The sequence below is a fragment of the Porphyromonas uenonis 60-3 genome (genome assembly GCF_000174775.1).
Taxonomy (GTDB): Bacteria; Bacteroidota; Bacteroidia; order Bacteroidales; family Porphyromonadaceae; genus Porphyromonas; species Porphyromonas uenonis_A.
In genome coordinates, this window is sequence record NZ_ACLR01000179.1 from 1 (window position 1) to 13,602 (window position 13,602).

The 13,602-nt window shown below is 55.2% G+C and carries 10 protein-coding genes; all 10 read right to left on the reverse strand.

What is annotated here, in order from left to right; translation table 11 throughout:
• Positions 1-498: 498 nt before the first annotated feature.
• The 10 genes from PORUE0001_RS06360 to PORUE0001_RS06405 all read right to left on the reverse strand — a co-directional run bounded on the left by PORUE0001_RS06360 (position 499) and on the right by PORUE0001_RS06405 (position 13,602).
• Positions 499-1,674 carry a hypothetical protein gene (locus tag PORUE0001_RS06360; RefSeq protein ID WP_007365643.1) on the reverse strand — a complete coding sequence of 392 codons (1,176 nt, stop codon included), beginning with the start codon at positions 1,672-1,674 and terminating at the stop codon, positions 499-501.
• Positions 1,675-1,683: 9 nt separating this feature from the next.
• Positions 1,684-2,382, reverse strand: a complete 699-nt coding sequence (locus PORUE0001_RS06365; RefSeq protein ID WP_007365670.1) for a viroplasmin family protein — start codon at positions 2,380-2,382, stop codon at positions 1,684-1,686.
• 15 nt (positions 2,383-2,397) lie between these two features.
• Positions 2,398-3,426: a tetratricopeptide repeat protein gene (locus PORUE0001_RS06370; RefSeq protein WP_039865736.1), complete on the reverse strand. Its 1,029-nt coding sequence runs from the start codon at positions 3,424-3,426 to the stop codon at positions 2,398-2,400.
• Between the two features lie 11 nt (positions 3,427-3,437).
• Positions 3,438-5,525 carry a transketolase family protein gene (locus tag PORUE0001_RS06375; RefSeq protein WP_007365694.1) on the reverse strand — a complete coding sequence of 696 codons (2,088 nt, stop codon included), beginning with the start codon at positions 5,523-5,525 and terminating at the stop codon, positions 3,438-3,440.
• Between the two features lie 336 nt (positions 5,526-5,861).
• Positions 5,862-6,872 carry a leucine-rich repeat domain-containing protein gene (locus PORUE0001_RS06380; protein ID WP_007365629.1) on the reverse strand — a complete coding sequence of 337 codons (1,011 nt, stop codon included), beginning with the start codon at positions 6,870-6,872 and terminating at the stop codon, positions 5,862-5,864.
• Between the two features lie 582 nt (positions 6,873-7,454).
• A complete protein-coding gene (gene mnmA / locus PORUE0001_RS06385) occupies positions 7,455-8,585 on the reverse strand; it encodes a tRNA 2-thiouridine(34) synthase MnmA (protein ID WP_007365635.1) in 1,131 nt (376 codons plus the stop codon).
• Between the two features lie 30 nt (positions 8,586-8,615).
• Positions 8,616-10,430, reverse strand: coding sequence for an arginine--tRNA ligase (argS, locus tag PORUE0001_RS06390; RefSeq protein ID WP_007365644.1), 1,815 nt, complete (start codon positions 10,428-10,430; stop codon positions 8,616-8,618).
• A 17-nt stretch (positions 10,431-10,447) separates the two neighbouring features.
• Positions 10,448-11,521, reverse strand: a complete 1,074-nt coding sequence (locus PORUE0001_RS06395) for a porin (RefSeq protein ID WP_007365650.1) — start codon at positions 11,519-11,521, stop codon at positions 10,448-10,450.
• A 25-nt stretch (positions 11,522-11,546) separates the two neighbouring features.
• A complete protein-coding gene (locus tag PORUE0001_RS06400) occupies positions 11,547-12,551 on the reverse strand; it encodes a YitT family protein (protein ID WP_007365626.1) in 1,005 nt (334 codons plus the stop codon).
• Between the two features lie 517 nt (positions 12,552-13,068).
• Positions 13,069-13,602: an NUDIX domain-containing protein gene (locus PORUE0001_RS06405; RefSeq protein WP_007365623.1), complete on the reverse strand. Its 534-nt coding sequence runs from the start codon at positions 13,600-13,602 to the stop codon at positions 13,069-13,071.

The following is a 13,602-nucleotide window of genomic DNA, read 5'->3' on the forward strand; positions in this document are numbered from 1 at the left end:
AACCCTCAAAGCTACCTGCCGTACATCTCTCCAGAAACCGTGTCAGACACTTCCGACCAGTCGGATCGCCAAGCTTGCTCGGGGACCCCTCTCTTTTGAGTTGCGAATGCAAAGGTACAACAACTTTTCGAATCCACCAAATATTCGGAGAAGTTTTTTTCGAGAGCCTCGCCCGTGCGTCTTACACTTATTATATATAGGAGTGCCTAAATCGCAGCGCCTATTATATTATGATGTCATATCCGCCAGTATCTAAAACCTCAACGAAAGAGGCTACCGAACAACGCTCTATCCATCAAAACTTGCTCACCACTCAAGGATCTCCAAACACCTCCGAAGACCCGTTCTTTTGAGTTGCGAGTGCAAAGGTACAACGACTTTTTGAAACCACCAAATTTTCAGCAAACTTTTTTCGCCGAAAGCCACTCCTCGCAAACACGGCATACGAAAACAAGAAGGCTAACACACTATAGAACAAGACGTAAAGAGAGCAGCAGGTCAGAGGGTGCGGAGGTAGGCGAGGTGGGAGGCGGTGGAGAGGTCGGTGTCTAGGTTGGTGGAGGTGAGCGGGAGGAGGCCTGAGCGCAGGCGACCTGTAGCGTCTAGTGTAGGTGCTGCGGCAGTGGCGAGGAGGGCTTTGGCACGTGGTGCGGAGAGGATGCCGAAGCGATATTGGTTGGGGCTTCCCTGAGGGGTGCGCTCACGGTAGAGGTCTAGGGCGTAGTGCCCCATGGTGTAGCGCAGATTGATCTCGACCCACGGGTGCAGGGCGAGGCTAGGGCTGAGTGTGTCGGGACGGTAGGTGAGCAGGTCGATGCCGACGGGGCCTTGGTAGTAGGGCGCTACCTCACGGGAGAGGTAGGTGCGGTGCTGCTCCAGAGCTTGTTGCAGTTCGTCGGGATCGTTGAGGCTGTCGGCGAGTTGTCGGAGCGTCTCCTCGGGATCTTGGCAGAGGCTCTCCAGATAGCGCCCTTGGTCGTCCGTCTCAAAGGCACATAGGCCGACGAACTGCACCTCGCCCTCCTTATTTATATAGTACTCGGCACCGTAGTCCTGCTGCTTGTTGAGCAGAGGCTCAACGAGGAGGGTGCGGTGCCTTTGCAAAAGCTTGCGAAGCGTCTCCTCGAGTTGGTTGTCCAACTGGTTGATGCGCCAGAGCCCTCTCCCCGAGCTGCTAAAGGGGAGCTTGACGAGACAGGAACCATGGGTCAAAAGCTCCGCCAAGGCGCCTATCTCAGTGATCATCGCGACACGACTGCGCCACGACACGCTACTGTAGTTCTCAAAGAAACGTACGCTTGCGACTCTAGTCCAGCAAGGCATCAGCTCCTGCGGAAGCTCGCTACACGCCTCTCCAGCGCTTATTCCATAGAGCTTCGCCAGGCTGTGCGCCAAGCCTCGCTCGTGTCCCCAGAGTGTGATTTCGGCATCCCCTACCCCATCTTTCGCTATATGGCTCAGCTCTCGGTCAGTGAGATAGGGTGAGAGGCTTTTGCCAAAGGGGTGCACCCACCACGTTGTGTCCTCAAGCCACGAAGGCGTTGCCCAGAGGGGAAGGCTCCAGAGTGCGGAGCGCATCTGACGAATGATCCGTGGCGGGGTGTAGTGAAGCGGGTCGCCAGCCTCCAGTGCGACCTCGTGGCCGATGTTGCAGACGAAGAGTGGCGTGCGCATAAGCGTCGGCTACTTACGGCCGAAGTCTGCGGGGATCTCGCCCCAAGCGACCGTGTCCCACTTCAGTAGTGGCACCCGAAAGGTGTGCGTCTTCAACCAATGTGTGGCTCGGGCGATCAATTCGTAGGTCTTAGCACTACGTGGGTCGGTCGAGTCCAGGCGCGTGCGACAGCGAGCCTGCGCCACCCAGCCGAGCGCCACCTTACTATCGGAGTAGATGGGCAGTGGCGGGAGTTTGCCCTGCTCCATCAGCGCCAAGGCGTGAACGATGGCTAGGTACTCGCCAATGTTGTTGGTGCCCCACGGGATGACCGCCCGAAAGAGCTCCGCATGGCTAAAGGTGTAGACGCCACGATACTCCGTCACACCCGGATTGGACGAGCAGGCTCCATCAACAGCGATTGAATGGTTGATGAAACCCGCAGGCGCTATCTTGTCACCGATCAACTGATCGGGCGCTTGCTCCACGCTGTGCTGTACCTGCAGATGGTTGCTCTCGGGCTTGGCGACACGCTGCTGTTGTCCCAGCTGGCGCCCCTCTTGGTAGCCCAGTTCAAACGCTTCCTGCGCTTGCTCTGAGGTTGGGTAGGACTTGAACTTCGCTCCTTGGTAGCCTACGACCTGTAGCTGACAGTCCCGCCAGTTGTCGTAGACACCTGGGCGATAGCCCTCCCATACGACATACCACTTGCGTTGCTTGGTTGACATCGAGGCTTTTCCCTTTTAGTAAAAGCCTCCAGCGTATAGACCAGCGAAGTTGACCTCGCCCGTCTTCGTCTCAGCATCCTCGGGAAGCTCTGCGAGCATCTGCTGCACGCCCTTGTACTGCTCCGTGCGGTCGCACTCCTTATATAATAGAGCAGCATAGTCTAGGAGCGCACGGGTCGGCTGGGGAATCATCTCCAGAGCCTGCTCCATCTCATCGGCAGCCGCCTCCTTGCCACGCAGCTCCTCTACGAGATGCGTCAGGTGCATGTAGCCCTCCACGTTGAAGGGATCCGTCTCCACCACCTGTCGGAAGGCACGCTCAGCGCGCTCCTTGTCGCCCTCGTGGTAAGTGATCAAACCCTCGTAAAGGTAAGCTCGCTCCTCCTCGGGAAACTTCTCGGCCGTCTCCAGAGCAACCGCCAAAGCTTCCTCCCAGCGCTCCAAAGCGATCAGCACTTTCACCTTGATGAGCCAGTAGAGTGGCACTTCGTCGGTCAACTGTAATGCTTGGTCGATGGTAGCGAGTGCTTGCTCAGACTCACCTAGAGCCAGCTGCGCCTGAGCTTTCATACGATATAGCTCAGCTTGCTCTACCGTCTCTAGCTCGGTCGCCAAGGCACGCTCAGCGTAGGCAATCGTCTCACTGTGCTGGTCCAGCCCATTGGCAACCTTCGTTGCCTCGTAGAGCGCCATCGGATAGTCCGGATAAGCCTCTAGTATGGTCGTCAGCTCAGCCATTGAACCCGCTAGATCGGGCTTGCGCTGCAAAGCCTGCGCTAGGTAAAGGCGACACTCAGGATCGTCGATTTCCTCCAGCGAAGTGTGCAGAGCACGTATCGCAAAGTCCACCTCGCCGATCTTGAGCGCACGGAGCGCGTCAAACTTAAGCGTGTTCGCCTTGAGCGTATCTGCCCTAGACGCAGACACCTGCTCGGTTGATTGCTCCGCTACCTCTTGCGAGGCATCTATCGTCTCCTGCTCGACCACTTCGGTTGAGTCAGGAGACTTTTTGCTTGATTTCTTGAAGCGTGAGAATAGTCCCATAGCTTTGTGTCCTATCGGCAAAGCTCCTCGATACGCTGTGCCACCGCCTCAGCCGTGAAGCCGAGCTTCTCGTCCAGCACCGTGTAAGGAGCGGAGAAGCCGAAGCTCTCCAACCCATGGATATGCTCCATATCTCCAACCAAGCGGAGGAGCGTCACAGGCAGACCAGCGGTCAGACCGAAGCGTGCGCCCTTAGCGGGGATCACGCTCTCACGATACGTCGCAGGCTGATCAAAGAAGAGCCCTTCGCTCGGTACCGAGACGATGCGTAGCTTGTGACCCTTGCCCTTAAGTAGCTCGGCAGCCTGTACTAGCGTGCTCACCTCACTACCCGAAGCGATGAGCGTCAGGTCGGGCGTCTCGCCCGCAGGCGTCGTATCAGAGACCACGTAAGCGCCATGCTTCAACTGGCAAGCACGCTCGTAAGTAGGATTAGGTAAGTCTTGGATGTTTTGGCGAGAGAGGATGAGAGCTGTCGGCGTGTGGAGGTTTTCCATCGCCATCTGCCAGGCGACCGTAGCCTCATGCACATCGGCTGGGCGTAGCACCTGTAGGGCACGACGACCCGAGTGATTGTGCAGATGCTCGAGGAGACGTATCTGCGCCTCCTGCTCGACCGGCTCATGTGTCGGTCCGTCCTCACCAACTCTAAAGGAGTCGTGCGACCAGATGAAGATGACCGGCTGCTCCATCAGCCCAGCCATACGGACGACCGGCTTCATATAGTCTGAGAAGACAAAGAAGGTACCGCACGCTGCACGCATACCGCCATGCAGGGTGATACCCACGCAGATTGCTGCCATCGTAAGCTCCGAGACACCCGCCTGGAGGAACTTGCCTGAGAAGTCGTCCGCCTCCAGAGCCTTCGTGCCCTTGAGATAGCCGTCCGTCTTGTCCGAGTTCGAGAGATCGGCCGAGGCAACGATCATATTGTCCACCCGCTTAGCCAGTTCGCCAAGCACCGTTGCCGAGGCGGCACGCGTTGCCTGATTAGCCTTCTGAGCTATCTCCTGCCAAGCCACATCGTAGGTAGGCTCTGCAGCAAACCAACGGTCATAGAGCTTCGCCTGATCAGGGTGCGCCTTCTTGTACTCCTCCTGGACCTTGTACTGACCATCCCAGTAGGCGATGAGCTCCTCACGACGCTCAGCGTAGAAGGCTGCTACATCTTTATATATGGTAAAAGGATTGTCCGGGTCAGCCCCCAGCGCCTCCATCGTCTTAGCATACGAAGCACCCGCCTTAGAAATCGGCTGTCCGTGCGTTGCGATCAAGTTTGCGAGCGGATTACCCTCCTCGTCGACCGCCTTGTAAGCCATATTGGTGTAGCCAATGATAAGCGTCGGTGCGCCCGTTTCTTCGGAAGTCTCGATAGCGTCACGGAGCACCTGGCTCAGAGCCGCTGGATCGTTGCCCGGCACCTCAAAGACGTTCCAGCCCCACGCATCATACTTAGCCGCAACGTCCTCAGCCGTGATATCCTCGACACGCGTCGAGAGCTGTATGTCGTTGCAGTCGTAGTACATGATCAGATTGTCCAGCCCTAGGTCGCCAGCGATGCGCCCCGCGCCCTGACTGATCTCCTCTTGGATACCGCCATCAGAGATAAAAGCGAAGATGCGCTGTGGCATCAGCTTGTCCCCAAGACGGTGCTGGAGGAACTTCGCTGCAATGGCAGCACCCACAGCGTAGGTGTGTCCCTGTCCCAGCGGACCACTGGTGTTCTCGATCATACGGCTACGACAAAGCTCTGGGTGTCCAGGCGTAGGACTGCCCCACGAGCGGAAGGCTACCAGCTCGTCCATCGTAAAGAATCCCGCCAGTGCGAGCTGTGCGTAGAGCATCGGCGACATGTGTCCAGGATCCATAAAGAAGCGATCCCGTGCGGGGTGCTCCGGATGGCGCGGGTCATAGCGCAGTTGCTCGGAGAAGAGGACCTGTATAAAGTCCGCTCCGCCCATAGCCCCGCCTGGGTGGCCACTCTTAGCGCGCTCGACCATCGAGATGGCGAGGGCGCGGATATTGTCGGCAGCACGCTCAGCGATGCTCATAGGATGCTCTTGGGTTGATAAAGTCTGATCAGTCATTTCGTTGCTCATAATGCGATAGAGGTTCTTTACTTTAAAAGGTGAGACCTACGGCTCACGGGTAAAACTTGCGACTTCAAAGGTACGAAAATTAAAGATTAGAGGTTAGGGAGGATAAATGATTAGTAGCACTAGTGCTTCTAGAATCTAATCTCTAGCCTTTAATCTCTAACATCTAAATCCCTCCGATCACTCTGATAAGAAAGGACCTCGCAGAGGTCCGACGTATCGTAGCCGTCGGTCGGAGGGGCTACGGCCCCGAACGACCGATGGATAGGCGAACGTGGTAGATAATCGACCCCTTGTGGGTCGGACTAGACGAAGCTTACAGTCCCAATCAGAACGCTCTTATGGTGCAACTTCCCAGTTTTTCCTCCTTACAGTAGTTACATCAGCAGCGCTGCACCTGTTTTTATCCCTTTTCTTAGAGGAGCGATCTACTAGAGAAATACGACCACTACTCTTTCTCCTTCGATTGGGAAGACTATTCACTAGCTTGGTCATAGCCTTGCCATTGATATAATTACTGGAGCAATCAAGGTCCCTCAAACTAATACACCCAGACACGTTCAAGTTAGTTAGTTGATTTTCGTAGCAGTAAAGCGCTGTCAAGGCGGTGTTCTTTGACACGTTCAAACTGGTCAGTTGATTGGCGAGGCAGGCCAGCTCTGTCAAGGCGGGATTCTTTGACACGTTCAAGCTGGTCAGCTGATTGTAGGAGCAGTAAAGCGTTGTCAAGGCGGGATTCTTTGGCAAGTCCAAGCTCTTCAGTTGATTGTTGTTGCATTTAAGATCTGTCAAGGCTCTATTCTTTGACACGTTCAAGCTGGTCAGCTGATTGTTGGAGCAGTCAAGATCTGTCAAGGCGGTGTTCTGTGACACATCCAAGCTGGTCAGTTGATTGTAGGAGCAGTCAAGAACCTCCAAGGCGGTATTCTTTGACACGTTCAAACTGATCAGTTGATTGCTGAAGCAGTCAAGCATTGTCAAGGCGGTGTTCTTTGACACGTCCAATCGGGTCAGTTGATTGTCGATGCAGGCCAGTTCTGTCAAGGCGGTGTTCTTTGAGACGTCCAAGCTGATCAGTTCATTGGTAGAGCAGTCAAGCTCTGTTACATCGCCACGGATGGAGATCGTTTGGTTAGTGAGCCTGTAGGACTTGAGATTGAGATAGCCTGTTTCCCCAGTATATTGAGCTCCTTCAATAGTGACGTTGCCATTGGCCTCAATCCTCAGTTCAATTGTTTCTCCGACAGCTTTTGAGGTGGTCATCGTGATGACACCTTCGGCGGGGAGGGTTGTGGAGGTGAGTAGCGTGCTGAGGAGGACGAAGAGCCAGATGCGTAGATGTTTGCTCATAATGTAGCTAGAGATTAGAAGTTAGAGACTAGAGGTTAGAATTAGGGGGAGCTGTGAGGGCTCGGCCGTGTGAATGATGTCTCCAGCGAAGTTATACCTTTATTTTGAATTGCGCAAGAGGGGGAGAGGGGTTAGAAATTAGAGGTTAGAGATTAGAAGTTAGGGGGGAGATCGGAGCTATCGGAGGTGTCAGAGCTATCAGAGCTATCGGACGGGTAACGACTTGTCGGGACGCACGATCTGTGCGTCCGTCCCCGTTAAAACCAACGGCTGCTGTAACCTTTGACACAACGGACGCACAGATCGTGCGTCCCTACAAGGGTTACTCGTCCCGTGCGTTCGTACACTGGTTACACGTCTCGGGAGGAAATCGGGAAGCGTCAGGGAGGGAACGAAATTTCCCCACGGAACCGGGAAATAAAAGTTCGGAAGAATGAAATGAAACTTCGGAAGAAAGATTTCGAAGTTCCGAAGATTTTTTTTATTCCTCGGTGGAGGATTCCCGTTGTCCACCAAGGAAATGGATGATTTCCTCAACAGTACCTTCGATGAAGCCATCTTGCATCATGCGTCAACCCCTGCCTAGCGGCCCGAGCGGATCGGGGCGCTACCCCAGCAGAGCTGGCGCTGAGGATCGTAGATGGTGGCAAACTGCCCGGCCGCAATGCCCTGTATCGGCACGCTACTGACCAGCTGATAGCCGCCTGAGGGGAGATGCTCGAGGCGTCCAGCGGTGAAGTCGGGCGTGTGCCTTATCTTGAAGGTGACCTCCAGCGGACTGTCTGACGGAGTCTTCGTCCAGAGCCACGGATCGGTCGTGAGCCAGTGCATCTCCTCGGTCTCGATGATCGTGCCGTACTGCGTCTTGGGATCGTAGCCTCGTGAGGCGTAGAGGACATTGTGCTCCACATCCTTTGCTACGACATACCACGGGCCGCCCGAGAGCCCGAGCCCTTTGCGCTGGCCGATGGTGTGAAACCAGTAACCACGATGCTCGCCGATCTTCTCGCCTGTCTCATGGTCGATGATGTCGCCCGTCTGCGTACCTAAGTAGCGCTCGATGAAGTCGTTGTAGTCGATTTGTCCTAAGAAGCAGATGCCCTGACTGTCTTTGCGCTGCGCATTGACCAGATGCGCCTCGAGGGCGATGCGACGTACCTCCTCTTTTGGCAAATGCCCGATGGGAAAGAGGAGACGCTCCATCTGCCGAAAGCCGATCTGCGCCAAGAAGTCTGTCTGATCCTTCACGGGGTCAGGAGAAGTGCCGAGGAAGGTCAAGCCATCCTCCGTCTGTCGTATCGTGGCGTAGTGGCCCGTAGCTATGTAGTCGTACGAGGCGCCGCACCTTTCCTCAAAAGCTCCGAACTTGATCAACTTATTGCACATCACATCGGGATTGGGCGTGAGCCCCCGCCTGACGGCATCCATCGTATAGGCGACCACACGATCCCAATAGACTTGGTGCAGGTCGACGATCTCTAGGTGCAGGTCGTAGCGACGAGCCAGGAGCGTCACCAGCTCGATGTCCTCCTCGGCAGGACAGTCGAGGAAACTGCCATCCTCGTCCTGCATGCCGATGCGTATGTAGTAAAGGTCTGGGCGAAAGCCCGCCTCAACGAGCAGGTGCATCGCCACACTGCTATCCACGCCGCCCGAAGCGAGCAGTGCGATGCGACTATCCCGTGGTAGTGCTGTGTAGAGAGTGGTCTCCATACACCTTGTGTATCAAGCCCTCAGAGCGAACTACATGCGCTCGGGCAGTGCGATGCCGAGGAGCCCCATGGCACTATGTATCGTCTCGGCAACGGTCTGGCTGAGCTGCAGGCGCATACTACGCAGCGCCTCGTCCTCCTCACGCAGTACGGAGCACTCGTGGTAGAACTGGTTATACCCCTTGACCAAGTCATAGGTATAGTTGGCTATGCGGGCTGGCGAATAGCTCTCGGCAGCTTCCTGCACGACGGTCGGATAGTCGAGTAGCTGCTGGACGAGTGCCGTCTCATACGACGAGAGTGCTAGCTCACCGCCCTCGGGGAGCTGATGCTTGTAGCCCATCTCGTCAGCCTTCTGCAGGAGCGAACAAATACGCGCGTAGGTGTACTGGATGAAGGGACCCGTGTTGCCGTTGAAGTCGATAGACTCCTCGGGGTTGAACATCATATTCTTCCTCGGGTCCACCTTGAGGATAAAGTACTTGAGCGCGCCCAGCCCGACCATCTCGGCGGTGCGTAGCTCCTCGGCTGTCGGCTTGTCGGCTAGCGCTACGCCCTTAGCTTGCTGGGCTGTCCGTGCAACCTCTAGAGCGGTGTCGCGCATAGCGTCCATCAGATCGTCCGCATCGACGACCGTTCCCTCGCGACTCTTCATCTTGCCGTGAGGTAGCTCCACCATGCCGTAGCTAAAGTGTGTCAAGCTCTTGCCCCACTTATAGCCTAGGCGGTCTAAGAGTAGCGATAGCACCTGAAAGTGGTACTCCTGCTCGTTGCCCACGACGTAGATCATCTGGTCTATCGGGAAGTCCTGATAGCGAAGTTTGGCAGTGCCAATGTCTTGGGTGATGTAGACCGAGGTGCCGTCACTGCGAAGGAGGATCTTCTTGTCCAGACCCTCAGCCTCAAAGTCGGCCCAAACGGAGCCATCCTCGTGCTGCTCGAAGAGTCCCTCCTTCAGACCGCGCAAGACTTCTTCACGGCCAACGAGGTAAGTGTCGCTCTCGTAGTAGATCTTGTCAAAGGAGACACCCATACGCTTGTAAGTCTCGTCAAAGCCTTTGTAGACCCACTCATTCATCTTTCGCCATAGTGCACGTACCTCTGGGTCGCCCTGCTCCCACTGACGGAGCATTTGTCGTGCATCAGCCATCAGTTGAGACTTAGCCTCTACCTCTTCGTCGCTCCAGTCGGGATGCTCAGCACGTATCTGCGCCAGCTCGGCACGATACTCCTTGTCAAAGCGCACATAGTAGTCGCCGATGAGGTGGTCGCCCTTCTTGCCCGAAGACTCAGGCGTCTCGCCATTGCCCCAGCGTAGCCATGCCAGCATCGACTTGCAGATATGCACGCCACGATCGTTGACGATATTCGTCTTGACCACACGATGCCCGCTCGCCTCTAGTATCTGAGCGAGGCTGTAGCCGAGTAGGTTGTTGCGAACGTGTCCCAGGTGCAGGGGCTTATTGGTGTTTGGTGAGGAGTACTCGATCATCACAAGAGGCGACTGCTCTGTCGGTGTGATGTGCCCGTAGTGCGGTGTCTCGGCAATCTCTCGCAGTGCTGCGAGCCACGCCGAGTCGGTCAGCGTAAGGTTGAGGAAGCCCTTGACCACGCCATAGGAAGCTATGAGATCTGTCTGCTCCTGTAGCTTGGCACCGATCGTCTCAGCGGTCTCTTGTGGAGACTTGCGCGAAGCTTTGAGATAGGGGAAGACGACGAATGTCACATGCCCCTCAAACTCAGGTCGTGTGGCGGTCAGCGTGATCTCGTCAGCGGTCGTGGTGAGATCGTAGAGTGTATGTAGTGTTGAGGCGATCGCCTCGCTAAGATGTCTGTAAAGGCTCATAGTAATAGTATAACGTATTAGAGGACTTTCATGCGCCAGGTGACTCCCACATTAACCAGCGTGCGCTGATTATGTAGCACAGCCTGCGGGTTCGTATTCGTACCAAAGGCATAGTCAGCATGTGCATGCAGGCGCACCTCGGGGATCGGTGAGTACTCGACCCCGCCACCGAGACAAGCTATCTGCGTACCATCGGTGACACCGTAATCTGCGTGAAAACCACTCGTATTATGATCGTAGCTCCCCTTGAGGTAAAGCTTCGTTTGCTCGGTCGGATGGTAGGCTAGTTGCCCATAGATAGAATAGTCGGCAAAGAGCTTCTTGCCATCCCCATCAAGTGGTGTGCGGTGCATCAGGTCTAGGTCCACGAAAGTGCGAGGCGTCAGCTGGAAGCGGTTGCCCAGCGAAATATAGTTCATGAAGCGCCTAGGCGCATACTCCATAAAGTTGACACTCCACATCGGCACAAACCAATCGTGGTGCGCTGTCCAGACCAAGTTGTAGGCATACATATCGGCAGGCTCGCCACTTCTCACCTCATAGTCCTTGCGGTAGGGGCTCTGGATCACCTGCATATGGAGATTGTCCTGTCCATCAGGCAAGGTGTAGCTCACCGTAGCGCCCCACTGATAGGATGGCATGTGATAGCAAAACTCTCCCACCTGGAAGACGTCTATCGGTGCTGGTTCAAACTCCCATCCACCAACGAAAACAATCCACTTGCCGAGTCGTACACTCAGCTGCTCGATCGGATTGTACTGTAGGTAGAGGAAGTCGATTGACTCAAAGAAGGAGCGATCTAGATTGATCGAGCTAAGTCGCTGTCGGTAGAGGTAGCTAAACTTTGGCGAGAGGGTACCACTGAGTATGATGTTAGCAATATTTCCCTTAAAGCCTGAGCCCGCTTGATCTGCGTGGCTACCTAGATAGATGCGTTGATAGTCACCACGCGCCTCTAGCGAGAGAGATACCTTTTTATCATGAGGTGCCTCCAGCTCAGCTTCGGGGATAGGCTCCTGAGCCATGAGTGAGCCGAGAGCGAGTGTCAGCAATAGTATGAGAGCCGAGAGCGACTTCGTAAGATGTGGCATAGTCTAGAGGGTCTATCAGGTGATACTAAAAGGTGCTCTCATCAGGCGTATCCGTCTCGACCGGTAGCTCCTCAAGCTGGCTCTTCTTGCGCCATAGCCCGTACACCTCGCTGACTGGGTCGGAGGTGATAAAGGGATCCATACGCTCAGCACGCAGATGGTCTAGTAGCTTGCCAAACTCATCCCTCGTCAAGATACACTCCAGCTGCTTGTGCTCCTCGCCTGAGTAGCCACCCGTCACGGGGTGGATGGTTACTCCACGATTGAGCTTGTGAATGACATAGTCACGGATATGCTCCCAGTCCTTGGAGATGACGTAGACACGTGTCCGTGAACTCATGCGGGTCATAAAGTAGTCGAGGATCAAGCCATTGAGCCACGTCCCCACGAGTCCCATGATCACGAGCCCCGTAGGACTGGTCAGGAAGGCGGAGCAGCAGATCAAGCCTCCAGCGATCGTCACCGACACGCCTAGTGGCACATGGAGGAACTTATTGAAGATCTTTGCCAAGATGTCTAGTCCTCCCGTTGAAGCGTTGATGCTAAAGAGAATCGCCTGCGCTGCACTCATCACCAAGATGAAGCAAAGCAGGTCAAACCACGGGTTCGCCACCATCACGCCGTGCACATTCTGAGCAAACATAGACCCACTGACAGGATCGATCCACTCCATCAAGTCTACAAACGGACCTAAGATCAGTGCCGTGTAGCAGGTCTTAGCACCAAACTCGTTGCCGATCAGGATGAATGAGAGGAGTAGCAGGATCGCATTGATGAGAAACATATAGGACCCCAGCGACATCACTGGGAGCAACCGCTCCAGCACGATGCCTAGTCCCGTCACCGAGCCAACGATCAGACCACTAGGAGCGAGGAAGTAGTGTACCGCCATAGCGCCGATAAACATAGCGACAGTCATCAAGACCAATTCGTACCAAAACTTACGACTAGTGAGTAGGTCAGTAGCCTGGCCAGGCAGAGCTGCAAGGCGGGCACGAAGTTCATCCTTACTGGGGAGCTTGTATTTCATTAGAAGCGTATTACTGTAGTGAGAGATCCTTCGCGAGGCCACCACACAGGGGCAGTGACGCTCTCCGATAGTTATCTGCGTGCAAAGATACAAAATAGCACATACCCGCCAGCCTAATTGGCGCTAATACATTCCATCTTCGGACAATTTCTGTCGTGAGACGATGAGAGGGTGCGACTAGAACTGTCACGTAGTGCTTGTAAAAACCGTCCCCCACGGAGGAAATGAGGGATCTCCTGGGAGCAAACGAAAATTCCCCACGGAACCGGGAAATAAAAGTTCGGAAGAATGAAATGAAAGTTCGGAAGAAAGAAATCAAAGTTCCGAAGAATTTTTCGATTCCTCCGTGACGGATTTTCATTTCCTCCTGAGAAAACACGCTAAATCGGGAATTTTGTCAAGAACGTCGACGACCTCTCGCCATCATAGCCGAGCACCTCTAGAGGGAGCAGATGATGTGTACTCTTGCTACGAGAGAAGGGTGCCGCAACAGCGCATATATTAGTCGTGTGAGAGGTCAGTTGCCGAGGGAGGCTAGGTAGCGTGCGATGCCTCGGCGGATGGATATCAGTCCGAAGCGCGACGGGTCAATCTCTGCGGGTGCGAGCCAGTGGAGTTGCGCCACGTCGTCCATAGCTCGTACGGCAGGCATCTCGATCGGTAGCTGAACCGTGTAAAAGAGATCCAGCGTCGGCACGAGGAAGTCGCTGTAGAGGTAACTATTAGGCAGAGAAAAGGCGTAGACAAAGTGCTCTGTCGAGAGTCGCAGACCACTCTCCTCGTGTAGCTCTCGTTGTGCAGCCTCTTCGCCGGTCTCGCCTTTGTCCACAAAGCCTCCGGGGAGGTCCAGCGTCCCCTTGGCGGGCTCTTTGCCTCGCGTCGCCACCAGTAGTCGCCCCTGCAGGTCACGCACGAGTAGTGCCACGGCAGCGCTCGGGTTGTGGTAGTAGGTGAAGCCACAGCTCTGGCAGTGCTGCGCCTTGACACCATGCGCCTCTAGTCGATTAGCGCCACAGCGTGGACAGTATTCGAAGGTCTCGCGTTGGATCAT

Excerpts from the sequence above, each read along its gene's own strand:
- PORUE0001_RS06360 (WP_007365643.1), bottom strand. The coding sequence starts at position 1,674 with ATGCGCACGCCACTCTTCGTCTGCAACATCGGCCACGAGGTCGCACTG.
- PORUE0001_RS06380 (WP_007365629.1), bottom strand. The coding sequence starts at position 6,872 with ATGAGCAAACATCTACGCATCTGGCTCTTCGTCCTCCTCAGCACGCTA.
- mnmA (WP_007365635.1), bottom strand. The coding sequence starts at position 8,585 with ATGGAGACCACTCTCTACACAGCACTACCACGGGATAGTCGCATCGCA.
- PORUE0001_RS06375 (WP_007365694.1), bottom strand. The coding sequence starts at position 5,525 with ATGAGCAACGAAATGACTGATCAGACTTTATCAACCCAAGAGCATCCT.
- PORUE0001_RS06405 (WP_007365623.1), bottom strand. The coding sequence starts at position 13,602 with ATGATCCAACGCGAGACCTTCGAATACTGTCCACGCTGTGGCGCTAAT.
- PORUE0001_RS06400 (WP_007365626.1), bottom strand. The coding sequence starts at position 12,551 with ATGAAATACAAGCTCCCCAGTAAGGATGAACTTCGTGCCCGCCTTGCA.
- PORUE0001_RS06395 (WP_007365650.1), bottom strand. The coding sequence starts at position 11,521 with ATGCCACATCTTACGAAGTCGCTCTCGGCTCTCATACTATTGCTGACA.
- argS (WP_007365644.1), bottom strand. The coding sequence starts at position 10,430 with ATGAGCCTTTACAGACATCTTAGCGAGGCGATCGCCTCAACACTACAT.
- PORUE0001_RS06370 (WP_039865736.1), bottom strand. The coding sequence starts at position 3,426 with ATGGGACTATTCTCACGCTTCAAGAAATCAAGCAAAAAGTCTCCTGAC.
- PORUE0001_RS06365 (WP_007365670.1), bottom strand. The coding sequence starts at position 2,382 with ATGTCAACCAAGCAACGCAAGTGGTATGTCGTATGGGAGGGCTATCGC.